Here is a 22,327-nt window from a genome sequence, read left to right on the forward strand (position 1 = left end):
CTTCACGGCAGGCGCTCCGCCGAGGCTCTGTTTTTGACCCTTGGAGGGCGAGTGAATCCCCTTTGCTCTTGCCTCGAAGCGTGCCAACGACCCACGGCACGCTTTTTTTTCGCCCGCGTTTTTTGCTGCCGAAAAAAAAACGCGGCGGAAAATTCCGCCGCGTTCAATTGGCACGTCGTCGTACGGCAGACGCTCAGTTCATTCGTTCACCGTGCAGCCGTCGCGTCCGCCACGAGCAGCGCCGTCATGTTGACGATACGCCGCACCGTCGCCGATGCCGTCAGCACGTGCACCGGTTTTGCCGCGCCGAGGAGCATCGGACCGATGGCAATGTTGTTGCCCGCCGCAGTCTTCAGCAGGTTGTACGAGATGTTCGCGGCGTCGATGTTAGGCAGGATCAGCAAATTGGCGTCGCCTTCGAGCGTCGATTCCGGCAGCACTTCCTTGCGCAGACGTGAGTCGAGCGCGACGTCGCCGTGCATTTCGCCATCGACGTCGAGATCGGGCGCGCGTTGCTTGAGGATAGCCAGCACCTCGCGCATCTTCTGCGCGGTCGGCGCGTTGCTCGTGCCGAAGTTCGAATGCGACAGCAGCGCGATCTTCGGCACGATGCCGAAACGCTTCACCTCTTCCGCCGCCATGATGGTGATTTCCGCGAGTTGCTCGGGCGTCGGGTCGACGTTGACGTGCGTGTCGGCCAGGAAAATCTGGCGGCCCGGCAACACGAGGCCGTTCATGGCCGCGTAGACCTTCGCGCCTTCCTTCTTGCCGATCACCTGATCGATGAAGTGCAAATGCCGATGCGTCGTGCTTACCGTACCGCAGATCATGCCGTCGGCTTCGCCCTTTTCCACCAGCATCGCGCCGATGAGCGTGGTGCGGCGGCGCATCTCGAGCTTGGCCATCTGCTCGCTGATACCCTTGCGCGCCATCATCTTGTAGTACGTCTGCCAGAAGTCGCGGTAGCGCTCGTCGTGATCGGTGTCGACCATCGTGAAGTCGACATCCGGCGTGAGACGCAGACCGAACTTCGTGATGCGCTGTCTGATGACCGCCGGCCGGCCGATGAGAATCGGCTTGGCGATTTTTTCGTCGACGGCGATCTGCACGGCGCGCAGCACGCGCTCTTCCTCGCCTTCCGCGAACACGATGCGCTTCTTCTCCGGCTCCACGCTGCGCGCGAGCTGGAACACGGGCTTCATGGTCGTGCCGCTGTGGTAGACGAACTGCTGCAAGTGCTGTTCGTAGGCGTCCATGTCCTCGATAGGACGCGTCGCCACGCCGCTGTCCATCGCGGCCTTGGCCACCGCTGGCGCAATCTTCACGATGAGACGCGGATCGAAAGGCTTCGGAATCAGATACTCGGGGCCGAACGACAAGTCCTGAATGCCGTACGCGGTCGCGACGATATCGCTTTGTTCCTGACGCGCTAGTTCCGCGATTGCATTCACCGCCGCGATTTCCATTTCCTTCGTGATGGTCGTCGCGCCCGCATCGAGCGCGCCACGGAAGATGAACGGAAAGCACAGAACGTTGTTGACCTGATTCGGGTAGTCCGTGCGGCCGGTGGCGAGCACGGCATCGGGGCGCACTTCGAGCGCGAGTTCCGGCAGGATTTCCGGCGTCGGATTGGCAAGCGCGAGAATGAGCGGCTTCGCGGCCATGCCCTTGACCATTTCCTGCTTGAGCACGCCGCCTGCCGACAAGCCGAGGAACACGTCCGCGCCTTCCATCACTTCGGCGAGCGTGCGCGCGCTGGTCTCGCGAGCAAAGCGTTCCTTGTCCGGGTCCATGAGTTCGGTGCGGCCTTTATAGACCACGCCGGCCAAGTCCGTGACGAAGATGTTCTCGATCTTCATGCCGAGATCGACGAGCAAGGTGAGACAGGCCAGCGCCGCCGCGCCCGCGCCGGACGCCACGAGCTTTACTTCGGCGATGTCCTTGCCGACCACCTTCAGGCCGTTGGTGATGGCTGCCGCAACCACGATAGCCGTGCCGTGCTGATCGTCATGGAAGACAGGAATCTTCATGCGCTTGCGGCACTCGCGCTCGACGATGAAGCAATCCGGCGCCTTGATATCTTCCAGATTGATGCCGCCGAACGTCGGTTCGAGCGCGGCGACCACTTCGACGAGCTTGTGCGGATCGCTTTCGTTGAGCTCGATGTCGAACACGTCGATGCCCGCGAACTTCTTGAAGAGCACGGCCTTGCCTTCCATCACCGGCTTGGAAGCGAGCGGACCGATGTTGCCGAGACCCAGCACCGCCGTGCCGTTCGACACGACGCCCACGAGGTTGCTGCGCGCGGTGAAACGTGCGGCGTTGAGCGGATTTTCAACGATCGCCTCGCACGCGAACGCGACGCCCGGCGAGTAAGCCAGCGCGAGATCGCGCTGGTTGATCATCTGCTTGGTCGGCGCAATTGCGATCTTTCCGGGGACCGGAAACTCGTGATAGTCGAGCGCGGCTTCGCGAAGCTTGGTATTGGCGTCAGTCGTCATAAGGCGGGCTAGCAGTGCGGGAATTAGAATGGAAGTTCGAACGCATTGTAGCGCCATTCGTGTAGCGCTTTAGCCCGCAGTCCATGCAATTCAGCTACAAGTGCCGTGACTTTAAAAGTTCTGATCCTGAAGCGCAGTAAGGCTTTCAGCGCATCGGCCGGTTTTTTCGAGACACGATGCGGGTACGTTCACCGCTCGCCGATGCATTTTGCCGTCCAATACATTTCTATCTTGCAGCGCAACAATCAGCCTTGACGCCCACGATGCTCTCCGAGTTTTCACTGATCGATCGATACTTCGCCCGCCGCGCGAGCCCGCCATCGTCACGACACGACAACGCGGCCGCCATGCCGCTTGGCATCGGTGACGATTGCGCGCTGATCGCGCCGCCCGCCGGACATCAACTGGCTATTTCCACGGACATGCTGGTCGAAGGCCGTCACTTCTTTCCCGATGTCGATCCGAACGCGCTCGGCCACAAGGCGCTCGCCGTGAACCTTTCCGATCTCGCCGCGATGGGCGCGAAGCCGCACGCGTTCACGCTTGCGCTCGCCTTGCCGCGCGCCGACGAAGCGTGGCTCGCCGCATTCAGCGACGGCCTCTTCGCGCTCGCGCAGCGCTTCGACTGCGCGCTGATCGGTGGCGACACCACGAGCGGTCCGCTCAACATCTGCATCACCGTTTTCGGCGACGTGCCGCACGGCGCGGCATTGCGTCGCGATGCCGCGAAGCCCGACGACGACATCTACGTTTCCGGCACCTTGGGCGATGCCCGCGCGGGACTCGGCGCAATACGCGGCGAATGGCCGGCGGCGTCGTCCGCATGGAACGTGGCGCTCGAACGCCCCGAGCCGCGCGTGGCGCTCGGTCTCGCGCTGCGCGGCGTCGCGCACGCGGCGCTCGATATCTCCGATGGCCTGGCCGGCGATCTCATGCATATCCTCAGGCGGTCGAACGTGCGCGCCATCGTCGATGCCGACGCCGTGCCGTGCTCCGATGCCGTTCGCGCGTTGCCCGAAGCCGCGCGCCGCCAATGCGCGCTCGCGGGCGGCGACGACTACGAACTCTGCTTCACCGCGCCGCGCGAGCGGCGTGACGCCGTGGCTCGCATTGCAGAACGCGTGGGCGTGGCGTTGACGCGCATCGGTACAATCGAAGCGATGAGCGCGCCGTGCACGACGAGTACGCCCGCCATCGACTGGCGCGACAACACGGGCGCGCCGCTTTCACTGACGTTGCAAGGCTTCGACCACTTTCATGCAGACTGACCCGACCCCGGCGCTCCCGGGCGATCCCCCAACTGCGCGCGGCGCGCCGCGCAAGCCGAGCGCGCGCTTCATGCTCACGCATCCGCTGCATATTCTTTCGCTCGGTTTCGGCAGCGGGCTTTCGCCGATCATGCCCGGCACCGTCGGTACGCTCTTCGCGTGGGTTTCGTTCGTCGTGTTCAATCAGTATCTGACGGTGGCCGAATGGGGCGCGCTGATCGTCATCGGCTTTGTTGCCGGATGCTGGTTCTGCGGCTTCACCGCGAAGAAGATGAATGTCGCGGACCCGTCGGCGGTCGTGTGGGACGAGATCATCGCGTTCTGGCTCGTGCTGCTGCTCGTCACGCCCGCGACGTTCACCGGACAGTTGTGGGCGTTCGTCGTGTTTCGCTTTTTCGATATGGTCAAGCCACCGCCCATTCGCTATTTCGACCGCCATTTGAAAGGCGGCTTCGGCATCATGTTCGACGACCTGGTCGCGGCGTTCTTCTCGCTGCTCGTGATCGCGCTCTGGCGCATGACCGTCTGACGGTCGTTCTTCTCACCTTCAACCCTTCGGAACATCGTCATGGCAACCGATACCGTCGTTCACCAACTCGCGATTCGCGTCGGCAACAAGCTCCGCGACGAACGGCTGACGCTCGCGACCGCCGAGTCGTGCACGGGCGGCATGGTCGCGGCGGCGATCACGGATATTTCCGGCAGCAGTGCGTGGTTCGAGCGCGGCTTCGTCACGTATTCGAACCTCGCGAAGACCGAGATGATCGGCGTGCCGGCTGCGTTGATCGAACAGCATGGCGCGGTGAGCGAGCCGGTGGCGAAAGCAATGGCCGAAGGCGCCTTGCGCAACAGCCGCGCGCAGGTGGCGGTGTCGATCACGGGCGTGGCGGGGCCAGGGGGCGGCAGCGAGGCGAAGCCGGTGGGAACGGTGTCGTTTGCGTGGAGCAATCGGCTGCATACGGCTGTCGAGACGCAGTTGTTCAAGGGGGACCGCGAACAAGTACGCACGCAGGCGGCGGCGCATGCGTTGAGGGGCTTGCTGGAGTTGCTGGAGCGCAGGGAGAAGTAAGCGGCGATGTGGCTTCGATCGCATCGCGTTCTGACTTCGCGGTATTGGTCGTGAGTTGGCGTAGCGTTGAAACGCCGCGCATTCATCGGTACCCGCTGATCCACGTTTCAGCGCGGCTTTAATGCATCGTCGCATTGCCGAAGCCGCGCATCGTTCTTATCGATACGCGTTGATCGAATCGCGCGTTTTCTTCGCCGCGTCCGCAGCGGCTTGAGCGTAATCCTCGCCCTTGCTCGCGTAGATGATCGCGCGCGACGAATTGATCAGCATGCCCGTGCCGTTGCCAGTGCGGCCCGCGCGCACGGTTCTTTCGACATCTCCGCCTTGCGCGCCGATACCTGGAATCAACAACGGCATCTCGCCGACAATGCAACGCACCGCTTCGATTTCCCTCGGAAACGTCGCGCCAACCACGAGTCCGAGCTGACCGTTCTTATTCCACCTTTCGGCCGCAAGCGTCGCGACCACGTGATAAAGCGGCCTGCCGCCTGTATCGAGAAACTGCAGATCGGAGCCGCCCGCGTTCGAGGTCCGGCACAACACGATCACGCCCTTGCCTTTATGCGCGAGATACGGCTCGATGGAATCGAAACCCATGTACGGGTTGACCGTGACCGCATCCGCACGATAGCGCTCGAACGCCTCGCGCGCATATTGCTCCGCCGTGCTGCCGATGTCGCCGCGCTTGGCATCCAGGATCACGGGAATGCCGGGATGCTTCTCGTGGATATGCGCGATCAGCGCTTCGAGTTGATCTTCCGCGCGATTCGACGCGAAGTACGCGATCTGCGGTTTGAACGATGACGCGTAAGGCGCGGTGGCATCGACGATATCGCGGCAGAACTCGAAGATCGCGTCCGAACGGCCCTTGAGCGCGGCCGGGAACTTCGACGGCTCGGGATCGAGACCGACGCACAGCAGCGATTGCGTGCGCGACCACGCGGCGTTGAGCGATTGAATGAAGGACATGGCGGGAGGCTTCTCGAAGAACGTCGATGGCACGCATTTTAACGTGCCGGCGTTCCACCCTACTCGTCCGAATCGTCCGGCAAGCCGCCGCTTTGATCGCTTGCTCTCAGGCGTCTGTCATCTGGCTTTCCTTCAGCCATCCACGCGTGCATGCGTTGCGCGTGCCTTCGCCTTCGCGCCCGAACCCGCGCGGGCGCGCGTGCGTGGACTGGCCCGCCGCGACGCATCGCCCGTTCGCTCGACCGTGAAGCGAAACGTACGCGCGAGCCGCTCGCCCGGTTCGAGCACCGTCATGCCGTGCGCCTCGCCTCCACCGGGCAGGTTCACCGCGTTGATCGGATGATCCACCGGCTCGAAGCAAAAGAAGTTCTCGCCGGGCGGCGCGTAGAGCACGTAGTAGTCGGTATCGGCGGCGATGATGAGCGACAGCCGACGCCTGGGCCACAGCACGCTCGTGCGTCCGCTCCAGCCGGTGAAGGCGTTGTTCACCATCTCGGACGGCATCGGGTATGCCACGCCGAACTGCCACGCGGGCGGCGCGGGAACGTGACGCACCGGCAGCCAGTCGTCGCCGCAAAGCCAGAGACCGCCCGCCGCCGCGGATAACTCCGTATCCGCTTCGCGCATCAGAAACGGATGCAGCCCGAGACCGAACGGCAGCGCCTGATCGCCCGTGTTCTGAACGTCGAGTGTCACGACGAGCGTCGCGTCGTCCAACGCATAAGTCTGCGTTGCGCGATACGAATACGGCTTGCCGTCGCGCCGGTCGAGCGTCATGCGCACATGGGCTGCGTCTGCGTCTTCGTCTTCCACTTGCCACGCGCCGAGCCAGCCGTCGCCGTGAATGGGCAGCGGTTCGCCCGCGCGGTTGCACGGCACGTCGATGGCGCGGCCGGAAAACTCGAACTGCCCATTGCCGATGCGATTCGAATACGGCAGCAGCGGATAGCAGGCGAGCTGATTCGGATCGGTGTCCGGGCCCGGTTCGATGCAAGGTCGGAAGATCGGCACGAGCGCGCCTTCATGACGCCAGTCGAATCGTGTGATGCCGCCGCCGAGCGAAGGCGCGACATCGAGCCGCAAATGCGCGTTTGCAGGCGTGATGCAGCCAGCGACGCCCGCGCTGCCGATAGCGACCGCCGCGGTGCCCGGGCCGGGGCGTATCGGCGGCTCCTTGGCGGCGGCGAGACGAGAACGGCGGGCGTTCGCCTGCGCCGTGGATGCGGATACCGCGTTCGATCCTGTTTCTGTGCGCGCAGCAGTCATGGCTCGTACTCCAGCGAGAGGCGAAACTGCCCGGCGTGGCCGGGCTTGGGCGCGCTTGAACGCAGAGCGCGGCGCCTTGGTTTTATGGCTTGCCCTGAAATACCGCTTCTTCGATTCCGCGCACACCCGGTGTGGCGATGAACACGCCGCCTGCATGCGGATCGGTCTGCAAGGCACGCTCGTTCAGTCCGACGCGCGCGCTCGTCACATACATCGATGCGAAGTCCGCGCCGCCGAACGCGACGCAACTCGGTTGCGCGCTCGGCACATCGACACGCGCGCTTTCGCGGCCATCGGGTGCATAACGCACCACGCGATAACCGCCCCATTGCGCGTTCCAGAGCCCGCCATCGGCATCGACGATGGAACCGTCGGGAACGCCCGTCGCATCGCTCAATTCGACGAACACGCGGTCGTTCGCGAAGCTCGGGTAATCGCACGCGCGAATCTGGCGCGTCGGGGAATCGCAGTAGTACATCGTCGCGCCATCTGGGCTGAAGCCGATGCTGTTCGAGATCGCGCAGTCCGGAAGCGGCAACCGTTCGAGCGACAACTCGTGATTCAGCCGATAGAACCCGCCGACCGCCTGCGCATCCTCCACGTCGTGCTTGGTGCCGAACACGAAGCGCCCTTCGCGGTCGCAGCGGCCATCGTTCAGACGCGTCGTCAAATCGGCTTCGACGAGCATGATGGTCTCGATCTCGCGCGTCGTCAGGTCGAAGAACGCGAGCCGCGATGCAAGGCCGAGCAGCAAGCGTCCCGCATCGGCGCACGGCGTGAAGCACGCGAGCCGCTCGGGCATTTCGAAGGATTCGCTTTTGCCATCGCGCGGATCGTAACGCCACAGACGCTTGCCTTCGATATCGGTCCAGTAGAAGCGGCCGCTTCGCGCGCACCACGTCGCGCCTTCGCCGAGCGCGCACTGGCTGTCGACGAGAAGGCGCGCTTTCACGCCCATCCTCCGTCGACAACGATATCCTGCGCGGTCAACATGCTGCTGTCGTCCGACGCCAGGAACAGCGCCGCGCGCGCGAGATGTTCCGGCATCAGTTCGGCGTCGATGCACTGGCCGAGCTTGATGGCTTCGCGGCCTGCGTCGTCGAGCCAGAGCGTCTTTTGCTTTTCGGTCATCACCCAGCCCGGCACGAGCGTATTCACGCGAATGCCGAACTTGCCGAGATCGCGCGCGAGGCCGCGCGTCATGCCCTGCACGCCCGACTTCGACGTGACGTAGACCGGGAAATTGCCTTGCTTGAGCATCCAGCTGATGGAGCCGAGATTGATGATCGAGCCGCCGCCGAGCTGCTTCATGTCTTCGATGACCGCCTGCGCCGCGAAGAACTGATGGCGAATGTTCACCGCGATGCCGGCATCGTACGATTCGGGCGTCACCGATTCGATCGAATGACGCTTGTCGTTCGCCGCGTTGTTGACGAGCACGCTGATGGGCCCGAGCGCCGAGCGCACATCGACGATGCCTTTACGCAAGGCGTCGATGTCGGTCAGATCGATACGCAGGAAGAGCGGCTTGAAACGGCCTTCGGGCAGCGACGCGCCGAGCCGGTCGGCGAGCGCTTCGCCCGCGGCCGTATCGATATCGAAGAACGCGACCTTCGCGCCCTGACCGGCGAAGTTTTCCACGAAGGACGCGCCGATACCGGTGGCGCCGCCCGTGATGAGCACGGTCTTGCCCGCGAGGCTGGGATAAACGGCGAGCTTCTTTTCAGTGGCTGACATGGGCTTGTTCACAAGAGTTTGGCTTCGCGAAAGCCGTATGGCTTTCGCGGCGATGCAAACGACACGACCGGAGGCTTAGTCCCGCGACCCGCGATTCTTCAGCTGATCCAGCAGCACGGCGGCCAGCAGGATCGCGCCGCGCACGAGGTACTGATAGAACGCGTCGATGTTCAAAAGGTTCATCACGTTTTCGACCGTGCCCATGATGAGCACGCCGATCACGACGCCCGAGATCGTCGCGCGTCCGCCGAGCAGCGACACGCCGCCCAGCACGCACGCGGAAATCACGTTCAATTCGAAACCTTCAGCGGCATTCGGCTGACCCGACGTGATCCGCGAAGCGAGAATGACGCCCGCGAGCGCGGTGACCGCGCCCTGGATCAGGAAGATCCACACGCGCGTGCGCTCCACGTTGATGCCCGCGAGCCGCGAGGCTTCCGGATTGCCGCCAATTGCGAGCGTATTGCGGCCGTACACAGTCTGGTTGAGCAATACGCCAAAAACGATGAAACATGCAAGCGTGACCCAGATAGGCAGGGAAATCCCCAGCATCGACAGTCCGCCGAGTTCGATGAAGGTGTCCGACGACACGCCCACCGCCTGACCGTGCGACACGATGAAGCCCAGGCCGCGCACGATTTCCATCGTGGCGAGCGTGGTAATCAGCGCGTTGATGCGCAGATAGGCGATCACCGCGCCGTTCACGAAGCCGATCACCGAACCCGCCGCCACCGCCGCGATGATCGCGATGAACGTATTGCCCGTCGCGTTCAACACCATCGCGCAAAGCACGCCGGCGAAGGCGATCGTCGAGCCGACCGAAAGGTCGAAGTCGCGCGAGGCGAGGCAGAACATCATCGTGCAGGCCACCATGCCGATCTGCGAGATCGACAAGGCCAGTCCGAGCATGTTTTCGATCGAAAAGAAGTGATCGACCGTCAGCGACATCGTGGCGAACATCACCACGAAGATCACGATCAAACTATATTCCGTCAGTTGCTGATACCACTTTTGCTTGTCGTTCTTCTGCGGAATCAGCGCGTTCGCCACCGCCTCACCCGCTTGCCCGACGATGTTTTCTCTTGCTTCCATGATGTGCTCCCCTGTCTTCTCTCTTTAAGCCGCTTCCGCGACCGTGTCGGATTGCGGCAGCGCCAGACTCAACACCGACTGCTCGTTCGCCTTCCCGCGCGGCAATTCGCCCGCGATACGCCCTTGCCGCATCACGACGATCCGGTCGGACACGCCCAGCACTTCGGGCAGTTCCGAAGAAATCATCACGATGGCGCAGCCGCGCTCCGCCAGTTGATAGATCACGTTGTAGATCTCGTGCTTGGCGCCGACGTCGATACCGCGCGTCGGTTCATCGAGGATCACGACCTTGAGATCCGGCTCCGCGAGCCAGCGCGACAGAATGGCTTTCTGCTGATTGCCGCCCGACAGAAAGCGGATGCGCTGTCTGCGGCTCGGCGTCTTGATCTTCAAGAGCTGGATGAAGCGATCCGCCGTCTGCGCTTCCTTCTTGCGATCGAGGAACAAACCCGCGCGCAGATAATGCCGGCGGCACGAGATGTTGATGTTCTCCGCGACCGTCGCCATCGCGACAATGCCCTCTTCCTTGCGATCTTCCGGACACAGCACGATGCCGTGTCGAATCGCTTCGCCCGTGCTGCGCACCTTGATCGGCTGACCGTCGAGTTCGATCGCGCCTTCCTTCTTCTTGTCCGCACCGTAGACGAGGTGCATCAATTCGCTGCGCCCCGCGCCCACCAGCCCGAAGAAACCGACGATCTCGCCGCGCCGCACTTCGAAATTCGCCGGCGCGCTCAGGGCGGCGCCTTGCAGGTTCTTGACCGAGAAGCGCACGTCGCCGAGCGGCCGCGCGCGATAGTTATAGATATCGCTGATCTCGCGGCCGACCATCTCCTGAACCAGCGTGTCGCGCGGCAAGTCTTTCAGTGAAAGATGCGACGCGATCTTGCGGCCGTCGCGGAAGATGGTGCAGGCATTGCACAGTTCGTAAATCTCGTCCATGCGATGCGAGATGTAGATAAGCGCGCGGTTGTCCGCCTTCAGATCGCGCACGAGCTTGAACAGCACTTCCGTCTCGCGATGCGACAACGAACTCGTCGGTTCGTCGAGCGCGATCACGCGCGCGTTGCGCAACAGCGCCTTGCAGATTTCCACCATCTGCCGCTGCGCGATCGAGAGCTTGCGCAGCTTGGCGTTGGGATCGAGATCGACGCCCATTGCCGTCAGCCGGTCGCGCACGTGCTTCTTCGCCTCGCGCTTGTTGACCCAGCCGAGCCGGTTCGGCAGCGCGCCGAGCAGCAGGTTCTCGGCCACGGTCAAGTCCGGCACGTACTGCAACTCCTGATGGATCACCGCGATGCCCGAAGCAATCGAAGCCGCGGCGCTTCCGAAATGCACTTCCTTTTCGTCGATGAGCACGCGCCCCGAATCGGGCTGATACTCGCCGCCGAGAATCTTGAGCAAGGTCGATTTACCCGCGCCGTTCTCGCCCATCAAACCGTGAACTTCGCCGGCGTTGACGTCGAACGACACGCCGTCGAGCGCGCGCACGCCTGGAAAAACCTTGCCGATATTGTCAAAACGCAGCGTCGCTGACACATCGCCTCCTTATGCTTCGAGCGAGCCACGCCACGCGCGGCCCGCTCTCGTCCAATGACTTAGTTCGATGCCAAGCCCATCTGCTGACGCACCGACGCCACGTTTTCACGCGTTGCCAGCATGCCGGTCGTGAGCGTGAGTGCCGGCGGCGCCTTGCCGTCCTTGATCCACGCGTACATCAGGTCCGAGGTTTCCTCGCCGTGACGCTTCGGGCTGATGATGACCGTGCCGTAGAAGCCCGTCGGGTTCGGTTTCTTGAACTCGTTGATCGCCGAATCCGAGCCGCCGATGCCGATGCCGATCATGTTGTCAGCCTTGAAGCCACGGCCTTCCGCCGCGCGCACCGCGCCGAGCACGCCTTCGTCGTTGAGCGCGTAGGCCACCCAGTGCTTGAACTGCGGGTTCTTCGTGAGCGCGATGTTCGCGGCGTTGAACGCGTTTTCGGTGTCGGTCTTCGCTTGCGGCGCCATGATGATGTTCGCCTTCGGAAACCCCGATGCCACGAGCGCGTCGGTGGCGCCGGCCGTGCGGTCATGCGCGGTCGGCAGCTGTTCGTAAGTCACGTCGATGGCGCCGACTTCCTTCACGTCCCAGCCGCGCTTCTTGATCTCGGCCGCAATGCCGTCGCCGACTTGCTTGCCGATGTTGTAAGCCGAAATGCCCATGTGCGGCACGGCTTCGATCGGCTTGCCGGAACCGTCGACGAGACGGTCGTCCACCGTCATCATCTTGAGCTTATCGGCCTTCGCCTTGGCCACGATGCCCGGTCCGAGCTTGACGTCAGGCGTACAGATGATGAACCCCTGAGCCTTTTGCGCGGCGAGGTTGTCGATCGCGCTCATGACCTTTTCGCCCGACGGCGCGCCGATCTTCACGAGGGTGAAGCCCTTCGCTTTCGCGGCCATTTCGGCGAACTTCCATTCGTCCTGGAACCACGGTTCTTCGGGTTGCTTCACCAGGAAGCCGATCTTGACGTCGTCGGCGGCTTGCGCAACCGGCGCGGCGATCATGGTGGCGCTCGTGGCCGTCGCAGCGGCGAGAAGGGTAAGGAACAGTCTGCGTTTCATCGTTTTGTCTCCCGACTTTTTGCTCGAATCATGCCCGCGCACGGGCGCTCAGTTGGTTGGCGGCCGCGTTTTTGTAGTGATGCCGCACCACGGCCAGTGCGTCATTCGTGACTTCAGTCGTGGTAGAGCGCAGAGCGCCCGCCATCGATCGTGATGCAACTCGCGTTGATGAACGGCGCCTCGTCGGATGCAAGGAACACCGCCGTCATCGCCACTTCTTGCGGCTGGCCGACACGCTTCATCGGCTGCAAATCCAGTGTGGCCTGGCGCGCGGCCTTTGGATCGGGCTGGCCGTTCCACCAGTCGAGCGTCAGTTGCGTTTCGATATAACCCGGCGCGATGGCATTCACGCGCACGTTGTTCGGCGCGTATTCGATGCCGAGCGCACGCGTCAGTCCGATCACGCCGTGCTTGGCCACCGGATACGGAAAGCAGCCGGGGATGATCTTGAACGAATGCGTCGAGGCGATATTCACGATGCTGCCCGCGCCGCGCTCGACCATGCCGGGCAGCGCCGCGCGGCAGCCGTTCCAGACGCCGTCGAGATCGACGGCGAAGCAGCGCCGCCAGTCTTCGTCGGTCATCGTGAGCGGGTCGCAGAACACGTTGATGCCCGCGTTGTTCACGAGCACGTCGAGCGGGCCGAACGCGCTTTCGGTTTGCGCGACCGCTTCCTTCACCGATGCGCTCTGCGTCACGTCCGTGCCGATCGCGACGACGCGCGTCGAATTCGCTTCCTTCGCGATGCGTTCAGCCGTCGCTTGCGCCGTCTCGATATCGAGTTCCGCGAGCGCGACCGCAGCGCCCTCGCGCGCGAAAGCCAGCGCGATCGCCGCACCGATGCCGCGCCCGGCGCCCGTGATCATCGCGACCTTGCCGGCGAGGCGGTTCATTGCTTCTCGCCCCGTGTGGAACGCGCGACCGCTAGTCCGTCGATGAACGCTTTCGCATGCGATGCCGTCGCCGTTTCGCTCTGCCCCGGCTTGTACAGCGCCGAGCCGAGACCGAAGCCGTTCGCGCCCGCGCTGAGAAACGGCCCCATGTTGTCCGGCGCGACGCCACCCACCGGCACCAGCGGCACTTCCTTCGCGATCACCGCGCGCCACGCCTTCACGACATGCGCGCCGAGTTGTTCGGCGGGGAACATCTTCAATACGTCCGCGCCGTTCTTGAGCGCGAGGAACGCTTCGTTCGGCGTTGCCACGCCCGGCGCGCAGGCGAGCCCCTGCGCTTTCGCCGCGCGCACGACATCGGCGTCGCTGTGCGGCATCACGATCAGTTCGCCGCCTGCCGCGCGCACGCTGTCGACGTAACTCGCATGCAGCACCGTGCCCGCGCCGACGATGGCATCGGCGGGCAGCGCCTGGCGAATCGCCGCGATGCTGTCGAACGGCTGCGGCGAATTGAGCGGCACTTCGATGATGCGAAAGCCCGCTTCATACAGCGCGCGGCCGTGCGCCTCGGCTTCCTCGGGCGTGATGCCCCGCAGGATCGCGATCAGCGGACACGCGGCGAACGCTTTCGCGAGGCCGCCGTGCATGCCGTAAGGCGCGGGTAGATTGATGGGCGGTTGCATTCGTTTCTCCTTTCCGTGTCACATGCGCGCGGGCTTGGCGATCAACCCGGCCTGCAATGCGATTCGATAAAGCCCGGATTCGGTCGCTTGCGCCACCGTCTGCGCGTCGTTGCATCCGTATTGCGCGAGGGCCGCCCGATAGCGGTCGCACAGCGCATCGTTGCCGATCAGACGCAGCGTCTTGCCGGCGAGCGTCGCGTTCTCGCGCGCCAGCACTTCGTTCAGGCCGCGCAGTTCATGGCCGATCAAAAGTCCCGACAGATAATCCGGCTGCTCGGCCGCCGTGAGCTGACCGGTCAGTCCGAGTGTGCGCGTGCTGAAGATCGTCGCCAGAAGGCCGGCATGACCGGCATCGCGCGCGGTATCGACGCCTCTCAGAAACGCCGCGCTATCCGGCTTCGCGTCCTGCTCCATCGTGCGGCCGAGGATGGTGTGATCGCGCAGTGCGCCGAAGGTCTCGCCCGTCATGAACGTATAGAAGCGTTCGATCCGTCCCGCTTGCACGAATGCCCACTTGGCATGCGTGCCCGGCAGACCGATGAGCGCGCCACTCGCCGTGTTCAGCGACGCATCGCTCGCGAGTGCGCCGAAAATCTGCGTCTCCTCGCCGCGCATCACGTTCGGCAGCGTGCCGCGTTCGAGCACGCCCGGCACGACATGAACGGTCGCGCCCCGCGCCGCCTTTACCGTGACGATGCCCGCGACGAGCGCGTCGGCATCGGCGGGCGTTTCGACGTAAGGCGCCTCCATCCAACCCTGCGCGCTGCCGACCATGCCCGCCGCGATGACGGGTAGCTGCGCATTTGCGCTCAGCCAAGCGCCGCAGGTTTCCTCGAAAGCCTGATCGAAGCCGCCAGCAGGCAGCTTCATGATTCCCGCCGACGAAGCGCGCGTGTCGAGCGCGGCGCCCGCGGCATCGAGCAGATAAGCGCGCAGGGACGTCGTGCCCCAGTCGAGCGCGATCAGAACGGGCGCGCTCATCGCTTGATCCTGCGGTTGGCTTGCGGCGCGCGCCAGCCGAGTTCCTCGGAGATTGCGCGCGCTTCGCGCTGCACGACCGGAATCAGTTCTTCCATGCGTTCGTGGGGCATATAGGGAATCGTGCTCGCCACCGAAAGCGCCGCGACGATCGCACCCGACGCATCGCGCACGGGCGCCGCCACGCAGCGGATCGACGCCTCGTTCTCTTCGAGATCGAAGGTGAAGCCACCTTGCGAATAGCGTGTCATGCGCTGCAAAAACGTGTCCATGTCCGGCCGATTCTCCGGCTTGAAACTCGTGCGGGCGAGCGCGCGCAGCGATGCATCGAGCAGCTTCTTCCAGACGTTGGCTTCGAGGTCGAGCATCATTGCCTTGCCGATTCCCGTCGATGCCAGCGGCATGCGATGCCCCACGCGCGAGCGCATTTCCAACCCGCGCGTGCCCGGAATCTTGTCGATGTAGAGCACGTCGTCACCGTCGCGCACGCCGAGGTGAATGGTGTCGTGCGTGTATTCCGCGAGCGATTGCAAATGCGGACGCGCGACCGCCGTGAGCGGCATCTGTTCGAGCGCGATGGTGCCGAGTTCGATCAGTTTCGGCCCGAGCAGATAGCCGCCCTGCACTTGCCGGAGATAACGCGCCTGCACGAGCGAACTCACGAGCCGATGCGTCGTGCTGCGCGTGGTGCCGAGCGCCGCGCCGAACGAGCGCAGATCGCGCGCGCCGTTGGCGGCGGCTTCGAGAATCGCGAGGCCGCGCAAAAGCGTTTGCGTGCCTGCCTGTTGCGGCGTGATGTCGACGAGCGCGCTCGGCAGCGCGAAGGCGTCCGGATCGCGCCGATGATGGCCGTTGCTTTTCTTGTCGGCGCCGTCGTTCATGGCGTTGGCCGACATATCGCGCACGTTCGGCGCGGATTCGGTTTGTTCGATTTTGGTCATGCCGCTCGTTCCTCGATGAACACGACGCGCGTCATGCGAAGCGTGCAAGCTGGACGGCGCGCGCGGCACAAGCCCAAGCGCCCGCCGAAGCGATGACGAATCCGAAAGATGAGGCGCGTGACGCGACCCGCGAACGCGGGCAGGCGATCAATTGCATGACTTGTCTCCGTTGTTCTGGATATTCTTCGTCGCGCCCGTTTCGGAAGACCGGCGCGTGTGCTTTTTATGCTGTGGTCGGATTGTAGTTCCGCCTATCTCGATAATTCAATATGTGATCGCACTGTTCACATAATGGGAGTTAAGCTGACGGCCGACAGCCTTTTGCAAACAAAAAAGCCCTGACAAATCAGGGCTTTAACTTGTTTAGCGCGGCCAGCTAAATTTCACTCGGGCAACTCGGCCGCGCCCATTCGCCGCGCGATTACGTTGGCGCGCCTGGTCAGATACGGCGTCGCGCGGTGATCGTCGAAGTATTTCGGACGCGGCAGCATGACGGCAAGCCGTGCGCTTTGCGACGCGGACAGCTTTGCCGCTGTCGTCTTGTAGTAATACTGGGCCGCCGCCTGCGCGCCGTAGACGCCATTACCCCACTCAACCGAATTGAGATAAATCTCGAAGATGCGCTGCTTGTCCATCAAAAGCTCGAGCATCGACGTGATGACGAGTTCCTCGGCCTTGCGGATATAGCTTTTCTCGCGCGACAAGAACAGATTCCGCGCCAGTTGCTGCGAAATGGTCGAACCGCCCGCGACGATCTTTCCGCGCGCCTTGTTCTTTTCCCAGGCTTGCAAGATGGCGTCGGTTTCGTAGCCGTTGTTATTGACGAAGTTGGAGTCTTCCGACGCGATGATCGCGCGCTTCAGATTGCGCGAAATCTGGTCGTACGGAACCCACGTGCGTTGCAGTTCGATGCCAGGACGCTCTTTCGCGAGGGTCCAGGCGTCGGCGCGCATGAAGGCCGTCGCGCCGGGATTCACCACGGTCCAGACCGCGATCTGCGCGAAGAAGTAGAGCTGCGTCGCGAGCGCGGCGATAACCAGTACCGACACGCCATAACCGATCCAGCGCGCGGGACCGAGCCGCACCCCGCGCCGCTGCCGCGTGCGCGTGTGCTCGGACATGGGTGCGGTCGTCATCAGACTTTGGCTGCGAGCACCTGGCGCAGCTCGCGCAATACCGCGCCGCCGTCCGGGCGCACGCCGCGCCAGATGAAGAACGATTCGGCCGCCTGTTCGACGAGCATGCCGAGGCCATCCGCCGCGCGCGCTTGAAGGCGTTCGGCGTGCTGCATGAACACCGTTGGCTTCGCGCTGTACATCATGTCGTAGGCGAGCGTGCCGGCGCCGAACGCGGCGTCGTCGCAGTCGGGCAAGGCGGCGTCGAGACTGCCCGCGGTCGCGTTGACGATGACGTCGTAGCGCCCTTCTTCCGCGCTCTTCGCACTGCCGCCCGCAAACCGCACGTTCGACGCGAGCGCGGCTTCCGCGAACTGATCGACCAGTTGCAGCGCCTTCTCAGCCGTGCGATTCACGATGGTGAGCGCCGCCGGCGAGCGATCGAAGATAGGCAGCACGACGCCGCGCGCCGCGCCGCCCGCGCCGAGCAGCAACACGCGCTTGCCCGTGAGGCTCACGCCGAGATTCACTTCGATGTCGCGCACGAGGCCGACGCCGTCCGTGTTGTCGCCGCGCACGCCATCCGCACCGAACGACAGCGTGTTGACCGCGCCCGCAGCGGCTGCGCGCGGCGAGAGTGTATTGGCGAAAGCGTGGGCGTCGAGTTTGAAGGGCACGGTCACGTTCATGCCGCGTCCGCCCGACGCCATGAACGTTCTGGCTTGCTCCTCGAAGCCGCCGAGCGGCCCGAGGATGCGTCCGTACTCGATAGGCTCGCCGGTCTGGATAGCGAATTTCGCGTGAATCCACGGCGATTTGCTGTGCTCGATCGGATTGCCGATCACCACGTATTGATCGCGTTGCGTCATCGCGCGCGTCCCGTGAGTTGGCGCGCGGCGTGCGCGCTCTGGATCATGCCGGCGCGCGGCTTCATTCCGCCCGCCCCGAAGACGCTTGCGATTCGCCTGCACCCTCGACTCCGCCGGCACCTTCGGCACCTTCGGCCGACGGCTCCGTCGCGGAGACTTCCGCCTGCGCTTCGGCTTCGCTTTCGGCGCTGAGATCGACGGTTTCGACGATCTCTTCCTCGGCTTCGTCTTCTTCCACCGGCGCGCTTTGCGTGGGCGCGTCGATCACGTGCAGCAGGCGGCACGACGCCTCGACGGTCAGTTCATCGATAGATACGACTTCGAGCATCAAACGCGTGCCGCGCGCATGCACGCCGAGTCCGGGCACATGCAGGATCAGCGGAATTTCTTCGAGACGCACCAGATCGTCCTTGATGACCGATGCTGGAACTTGCCGCTTGTTCTCCTGCTTGAGCCAGCGCAGACACCAGAAATACTCCATGCGGCGCTGATGATCGGCATAAGCGGTGTAGGTATCGTCAAAACCTTGCACCACGGCGAAGAGATCCGCGTCCTTCGGTTTGAACGGCGCGGCGAGCTTGGCCGTCACGCCATGCTGCACGCACGCGAGCAATTGCCACTGATTCACGAGATCGACATAACGGCGCAGCGGCGAGGTGCTCCACGCATATTGCGCGACACCCAAGCCTTCGTGCGGCGCGGGCGTGGTCTGCATGCGCGTGCGCTTTGGACCGGGACCGCCGAAACCGCGCTGCGATCGGTAGATGCCCGGTACGCCGTGATCGTTGAGAAACGCGCCCCACGACGAATTCGCGAGAATCGCCAGTTCGGCGACGATCAGATCGAGCGGCGAGCCACGGCGGCGCGGCGTAATGGTGATGTGCTCGCCTTCGACATAGAAGTTGAAGTCGTTGTTACGCTGCACTTCGCGCTTCAGACCGTAAGTGGCGCGCGCCTGCTGTCGCTTTTCGAAGAGCGCTTGAGCCAGCGGCCAGAGCACGGCAATGTCCGCCTTGTGCGGATAATCGCCGCTGCCGTCCGCGAGCGTCTCTTCGGTGACGTGTTCGTCGAGATGGTTGTGGCGCAGATTCGACTTCACGAATACACGTTCGGCGCGCGTTTCGGTGGCGACGATCTCCTGCGTCTCGCGATTCACGATGATGTAAAGCGACAGCGCCGGGCGCAAGCCGCCTTCACCGAGCGTGAAAACATTGACGACGTCGTCGGGCAACATGGTGATCTTGTCGCCCGGCATGTAGACCGTGGACAGCCGGCCACGCGCAATGGCGTCGATCGCATCGCCCCGCGCGATGCCAAGCGCCGGCGCCGCGATGTGAATACCCACGCGCACGCGGCCATCGGAGAGATGCTGGACGGAGAAGGCGTCGTCGATTTCGGTCGTCGTGACGTCGTCGATGGAGAATGCTTCGACATCCGCTTCGGGCAAGTCTTCCGGGAAAGGCGCGGGTTGCAGCGACGGAAAACCGACGCCGTGCGGAAAGAACTCCGACAGGAACTTCGCTTCGTGCAAGGCGCGCGCCGAGGCAATTCCGCCGCATTCCAGCATAAGCCGCGCTTGCGAAATTCCGCGCGCGGCGGCCGCCGCTTCGAGCGCCTTGTACTCGATGGAGTTCTTGTCGGGCTTCGTGAGCAAACCGATTGCCTTGCCCGCGAGCGCCTCGGGCAACTTGCCCGCCTTCAGTTCCTCTTCGTAGCCCGCTTGCACGAGCGCCTGCTGACGCTTGCGTTCGAGCCCGGCAAGCGCCATCTGCAATTGCTCTTGCGGCGCTCGCTGATACTGCCCGCGCCCCTTGCGGCGAAAGTACACCGGCGCGCCATGCATGCGCAGCACGAGCGCCGCGCGTTCGGCCGCGCCGAATTTGTCGCCGAAGTAATCCGCGCCGAGCGTGGCGAACGGAAATTCGTCGTCGGGCGCGCATTCCCACAGAAAGTCGAGATCGATTTCCTGCGCGATGGCGTCGGCTTCCTGCATCAGCTCGCCCGCAGCGGGTTTATCGAATTCGATCAGCACGTCTTTCGCGCGCACTTTCGCACGCCGTCCGCCCGGCAATTCGACCTGGAAGGCATCGCCCTGTTTGGACAGCACCGATCCGGCCTTGAAACTACCCGATTCCTCGAAGAAAACGTTCACTCAATACTCTCGTAAAACGGTGGACCGGGTCGCGGCAAGCGCGCCGGCGGTTGAATGGGCTATGTCCTCGCGCCGCGCGCGTGTCACGCGGCCGCGGATGCGACGGCGGGCGGCGGTTCGCGTCCGCAGAACGCGAGCACGTCGTCCAGATAGTCGGGGAAGTCGCTGATGGCGTGATCGCCGCCTTCGATCAGCGTGGTGCGCACGCTGGGGTAGTGGGCGAGCATGGTGCGGTAATCGAGCACTTCGTCGCCGGTGGCCGCAATCAGATAGTAACGCTCGGCCTGCGTGATCTTCTCGACGGCGAGCGCGCGCAGTTCGTCCAGATGGCGCGGCAACACGGTGATGCTGCCGCCGCCATGCCACAGCGGCTGTTCGCCGAGATAGTGGCTCAGATCGCGCTGCGGCACCACGGCGGGATTGAGCAGCACGGCGCGCCAGCCGTGCTTTTCGGCGAGATACGTGGCGTAGAAACCGCCGAGCGAACTGCCGACCACGGTGATTTCAGCAGCGGACGTATTCGCGACTAGCGATTCCGCCAGTTCGATCGCTTCTTTCGGCGAGACGGGCAATACCGGACATTGCCATTCGCTCAGCCGCCCGAGGTCCGCCAGACGCGCATGCATGACGCGCGCCTTGAAAGATTGGGGCGAGGAGCGAAAGCCGTGTAGGTAGAGAATCACGCGTTTCCTCCGGACGGACGCGCCGAAAGTGCGTCGAGCAGCTTTTGATGCACGCCGCCGAAGCCGCCGTTGCTCATCACGAGCACGTGGTCGCCGGGGCGCGCGGCGGCCGCGACCGCCTTCACCAACGGTTCGATCTCGTTGAATGCCTGTGCCTTGTCGCCGAGCGGTGCGAGCGCTTCCGCCAGATCCCAGCCGAGTTTGTCGCGGCCATCACGCGCGCCATAGCCGAACACGAGATTCGCGTCGGCGAGGCTGCCGGGCAACTGCGCTTTCATCGTGCCGAGTTTCATGGTGTTGGAGCGCGGCTCCAGCACGGCCAGAATGCGCGCGTCGCCAATACGCGTGCGCAGGCCGGCAACCGTGGTTTCGATGGCGGTTGGATGATGCGCGAAGTCGTCGTAGACGGTGACCCCATCCACGCTGCCCTTCACTTCCATGCGCCGCTTGACGTTGCGAAAGCTCGCCAGCGACTTGACCGCTTGCGACGCCGGCACGCCAACCGAGCGCGCCGCTGCGATCGCCGCGAGCGCGTTCATGCGATTGTGTTCGCCCTGCACTTGCCACTCGACCACGCCTTGACGCTCGCCTTCCCAATACACCGCAAATTGCTCGTCGACGCGCGCGCCCTCGGTCGCGGGTAGCGCTTGCCAGCCGCCATCCACACCGAAGCGTTCGACGCTCGACCAGCAGCCGCGCGTCAGCACGCGTTCGAGCGCGCCTTCGCGCCCGTTCGTGACGATGCGTCCGATGCCCGGCACCGTGCGCACAAGATGATGAAATTGCGTTTCGATGGCGGCGAGATCGGGGAAGATATCGGCGTGATCGAATTCGAGATTGTTGAGCACCGCCGTGCGCGGCCGATAGTGGACGAACTTCGAGCGCTTGTCGAAGAACGCGGTGTCGTATTCGTCGGCTTCGATGACGAAGAAGCTCGAATCGGTCAGTCGCGCGGAAATGCCGAAGTTGAGCGGTACGCCGCCAATGAGAAAGCCCGGATTCAAGCCCGAATCTTCCAGTAACCACGCAAGCATGGAGCTCGTCGTGGTCTTGCCGTGCGTGCCCGCAACCGCCAGAACCCACTTGCCCGCAAGCACGTGCTCGCCGAGCCACTGCGGACCTGACGTGTAAGGCAGGCCGCGGTCGAGAATGGCCTCCATCAGCGGGTTGCCTCGCGACACCACGTTGCCGATCACGAATAGGTCGGGTTCGAGCGCGAGTTGCTCGACGCCGTAACCTTCGATCAGTTCGATGCCTTGCGCTTCGAGTTGCGTGCTCATCGGCGGGTAGACGCCGGCGTCGCAGCCGGTGACCTTGTGGCCCGCTTCGCGCGCCAGCACGGCGAGTCCGCCCATGAAGGTGCCGCAGATGCCGAGGATGTGGATGTGCATAAACCGTGTCGCGCCGCGTGGGCGAAGAGTGCGGGAAACATGAAACGGCGCCGCGTGCACGCCGTGCGCGAAGACGCCTGGAGGCGCATATTGTAACCGACGCACTCCGCCACC

Annotated in this window: 20 protein-coding genes; 3 read left to right on the forward strand and 17 right to left on the reverse strand. The window is 63.8% G+C overall.

The genetic code is table 11. The features are described from left to right. Positions 1–206: 206 nt before the first annotated feature. The gene (locus QCE79_RS12030) at positions 207–2,501 is read right to left on the reverse strand and encodes an NADP-dependent malic enzyme (RefSeq protein WP_250492722.1); all 2,295 of its coding nucleotides are present in this window, start codon (positions 2,499–2,501) and stop codon (positions 207–209) included. Positions 2,502–2,764: 263 nt separating this feature from the next. Here QCE79_RS12030 and thiL point away from each other — a divergent pair, with 263 nt between their 5' ends. Genes thiL through QCE79_RS12045 form a run of 3 tightly spaced genes read left to right on the forward strand, consistent with a single transcriptional unit; the run spans position 2,765 to position 4,838 of the window. Continuing rightward, positions 2,765–3,769, forward strand: a complete 1,005-nt coding sequence (thiL, locus tag QCE79_RS12035; RefSeq protein ID WP_250465738.1) for a thiamine-phosphate kinase — start codon at positions 2,765–2,767, stop codon at positions 3,767–3,769. Further along, positions 3,759–4,298, forward strand: coding sequence for a phosphatidylglycerophosphatase A (locus tag QCE79_RS12040; protein WP_244826242.1), 540 nt, complete (start codon positions 3,759–3,761; stop codon positions 4,296–4,298). The genes thiL and QCE79_RS12040 overlap by 11 nt, the downstream gene beginning before the upstream one ends. A 39-nt stretch (positions 4,299–4,337) precedes the next feature. After that, positions 4,338–4,838, forward strand: a complete 501-nt coding sequence (locus QCE79_RS12045; RefSeq protein WP_244826243.1) for a CinA family protein — start codon at positions 4,338–4,340, stop codon at positions 4,836–4,838. A gap of 156 nt (positions 4,839–4,994) precedes the next feature. On the opposite strand, the gene pyrF is transcribed toward QCE79_RS12045, so the two are convergent. From pyrF to mpl, 16 genes are all read right to left on the reverse strand, one after another. Next, a complete protein-coding gene (gene pyrF / locus QCE79_RS12050) occupies positions 4,995–5,807 on the reverse strand; it encodes an orotidine-5'-phosphate decarboxylase (RefSeq protein WP_250465655.1) in 813 nt (270 codons plus the stop codon). Positions 5,808–5,939: 132 nt separating this feature from the next. Next, positions 5,940–7,073: an aldose 1-epimerase gene (locus tag QCE79_RS12055; protein ID WP_309844394.1), complete on the reverse strand. Its 1,134-nt coding sequence runs from the start codon at positions 7,071–7,073 to the stop codon at positions 5,940–5,942. Positions 7,074–7,155: 82 nt separating this feature from the next. Continuing rightward, positions 7,156–8,031: an SMP-30/gluconolactonase/LRE family protein gene (locus QCE79_RS12060; RefSeq protein WP_309844397.1), complete on the reverse strand. Its 876-nt coding sequence runs from the start codon at positions 8,029–8,031 to the stop codon at positions 7,156–7,158. Next, a complete protein-coding gene (locus QCE79_RS12065; RefSeq protein ID WP_244826247.1) occupies positions 8,022–8,810 on the reverse strand; it encodes an SDR family NAD(P)-dependent oxidoreductase in 789 nt (262 codons plus the stop codon). Before QCE79_RS12065 ends, QCE79_RS12060 begins: the two co-directional genes overlap by 10 nt. Positions 8,811–8,885: 75 nt before the next feature. Continuing rightward, positions 8,886–9,902, reverse strand: coding sequence for an L-arabinose ABC transporter permease AraH (gene araH / locus QCE79_RS12070; protein ID WP_244826248.1), 1,017 nt, complete (start codon positions 9,900–9,902; stop codon positions 8,886–8,888). 24 nt (positions 9,903–9,926) lie between these two features. After that, complete coding sequence (gene araG, locus QCE79_RS12075) at positions 9,927–11,441, reverse strand: L-arabinose ABC transporter ATP-binding protein AraG (RefSeq protein WP_250465661.1); 1,515 nt, start codon at positions 11,439–11,441, stop codon at positions 9,927–9,929. Positions 11,442–11,500: 59 nt separating this feature from the next. After that, complete coding sequence (locus QCE79_RS12080; protein ID WP_244826250.1) at positions 11,501–12,508, reverse strand: arabinose ABC transporter substrate-binding protein; 1,008 nt, start codon at positions 12,506–12,508, stop codon at positions 11,501–11,503. Positions 12,509–12,621: 113 nt separating this feature from the next. Continuing rightward, a complete protein-coding gene (locus QCE79_RS12085) occupies positions 12,622–13,401 on the reverse strand; it encodes an SDR family oxidoreductase (RefSeq protein WP_309844402.1) in 780 nt (259 codons plus the stop codon). Continuing rightward, entirely contained in the window at positions 13,398–14,084 is a 687-nt protein-coding gene (locus QCE79_RS12090; protein WP_250465664.1) for a 2-dehydro-3-deoxy-6-phosphogalactonate aldolase, read from the reverse strand. The genes QCE79_RS12085 and QCE79_RS12090 overlap by 4 nt, the downstream gene beginning before the upstream one ends. A gap of 18 nt (positions 14,085–14,102) precedes the next feature. Then, complete coding sequence (locus QCE79_RS12095) at positions 14,103–15,065, reverse strand: 2-dehydro-3-deoxygalactonokinase (RefSeq protein ID WP_244826253.1); 963 nt, start codon at positions 15,063–15,065, stop codon at positions 14,103–14,105. Then, complete coding sequence (locus QCE79_RS12100) at positions 15,062–15,943, reverse strand: IclR family transcriptional regulator (RefSeq protein WP_250509520.1); 882 nt, start codon at positions 15,941–15,943, stop codon at positions 15,062–15,064. Before QCE79_RS12100 ends, QCE79_RS12095 begins: the two co-directional genes overlap by 4 nt. Positions 15,944–16,386: 443 nt before the next feature. Further along, positions 16,387–17,124: a monofunctional biosynthetic peptidoglycan transglycosylase gene (gene mtgA, locus QCE79_RS12105; RefSeq protein ID WP_309844404.1), complete on the reverse strand. Its 738-nt coding sequence runs from the start codon at positions 17,122–17,124 to the stop codon at positions 16,387–16,389. A gap of 14 nt (positions 17,125–17,138) precedes the next feature. Then, positions 17,139–17,987 carry a shikimate dehydrogenase gene (gene aroE / locus QCE79_RS12110; RefSeq protein WP_250492725.1) on the reverse strand — a complete coding sequence of 283 codons (849 nt, stop codon included), beginning with the start codon at positions 17,985–17,987 and terminating at the stop codon, positions 17,139–17,141. Positions 17,988–18,048: 61 nt separating this feature from the next. Beyond that, entirely contained in the window at positions 18,049–20,139 is a 2,091-nt protein-coding gene (locus QCE79_RS12115) for an RNB domain-containing ribonuclease (protein WP_309844407.1), read from the reverse strand. Between the two features lie 83 nt (positions 20,140–20,222). Continuing rightward, positions 20,223–20,822 carry a YqiA/YcfP family alpha/beta fold hydrolase gene (locus QCE79_RS12120; RefSeq protein ID WP_309844409.1) on the reverse strand — a complete coding sequence of 200 codons (600 nt, stop codon included), beginning with the start codon at positions 20,820–20,822 and terminating at the stop codon, positions 20,223–20,225. Beyond that, positions 20,819–22,213, reverse strand: coding sequence for a UDP-N-acetylmuramate:L-alanyl-gamma-D-glutamyl-meso-diaminopimelate ligase (gene mpl / locus QCE79_RS12125; protein ID WP_244826258.1), 1,395 nt, complete (start codon positions 22,211–22,213; stop codon positions 20,819–20,821). Before mpl ends, QCE79_RS12120 begins: the two co-directional genes overlap by 4 nt. Between the last annotated feature and the right edge of the window lie 114 nt (positions 22,214–22,327).

Origin of the sequence: Caballeronia sp. LZ003 (genome assembly GCF_031451465.1) — a bacterium.
Taxonomy (GTDB): domain Bacteria; phylum Pseudomonadota; class Gammaproteobacteria; order Burkholderiales; family Burkholderiaceae; genus Caballeronia.

Bases quoted from the DNA above. Each gene is read 5' to 3' on its own strand.
- araH (WP_244826248.1), bottom strand. From the start codon at position 9,902: ATGGAAGCAAGAGAAAACATCGTCGGGCAAGCGGGTGAGGCGGTGGCG.
- aroE (WP_250492725.1), bottom strand. From the start codon at position 17,987: ATGACGCAACGCGATCAATACGTGGTGATCGGCAATCCGATCGAGCAC.
- QCE79_RS12100 (WP_250509520.1), bottom strand. From the start codon at position 15,943: ATGAACGACGGCGCCGACAAGAAAAGCAACGGCCATCATCGGCGCGAT.
- QCE79_RS12055 (WP_309844394.1), bottom strand. From the start codon at position 7,073: ATGACTGCTGCGCGCACAGAAACAGGATCGAACGCGGTATCCGCATCC.
- pyrF (WP_250465655.1), bottom strand. From the start codon at position 5,807: ATGTCCTTCATTCAATCGCTCAACGCCGCGTGGTCGCGCACGCAATCG.
- QCE79_RS12060 (WP_309844397.1), bottom strand. From the start codon at position 8,031: ATGGGCGTGAAAGCGCGCCTTCTCGTCGACAGCCAGTGCGCGCTCGGC.
- QCE79_RS12045 (WP_244826243.1), top strand. From the start codon at position 4,338: ATGGCAACCGATACCGTCGTTCACCAACTCGCGATTCGCGTCGGCAAC.
- QCE79_RS12090 (WP_250465664.1), bottom strand. From the start codon at position 14,084: ATGCAACCGCCCATCAATCTACCCGCGCCTTACGGCATGCACGGCGGC.
- QCE79_RS12080 (WP_244826250.1), bottom strand. From the start codon at position 12,508: ATGAAACGCAGACTGTTCCTTACCCTTCTCGCCGCTGCGACGGCCACG.
- QCE79_RS12065 (WP_244826247.1), bottom strand. From the start codon at position 8,810: ATGTCAGCCACTGAAAAGAAGCTCGCCGTTTATCCCAGCCTCGCGGGC.
- mpl (WP_244826258.1), bottom strand. From the start codon at position 22,213: ATGCACATCCACATCCTCGGCATCTGCGGCACCTTCATGGGCGGACTC.
- QCE79_RS12030 (WP_250492722.1), bottom strand. From the start codon at position 2,501: ATGACGACTGACGCCAATACCAAGCTTCGCGAAGCCGCGCTCGACTAT.
- QCE79_RS12085 (WP_309844402.1), bottom strand. From the start codon at position 13,401: ATGAACCGCCTCGCCGGCAAGGTCGCGATGATCACGGGCGCCGGGCGC.
- QCE79_RS12040 (WP_244826242.1), top strand. From the start codon at position 3,759: ATGCAGACTGACCCGACCCCGGCGCTCCCGGGCGATCCCCCAACTGCG.
- QCE79_RS12095 (WP_244826253.1), bottom strand. From the start codon at position 15,065: ATGAGCGCGCCCGTTCTGATCGCGCTCGACTGGGGCACGACGTCCCTG.
- thiL (WP_250465738.1), top strand. From the start codon at position 2,765: ATGCTCTCCGAGTTTTCACTGATCGATCGATACTTCGCCCGCCGCGCG.
- mtgA (WP_309844404.1), bottom strand. From the start codon at position 17,124: ATGTCCGAGCACACGCGCACGCGGCAGCGGCGCGGGGTGCGGCTCGGT.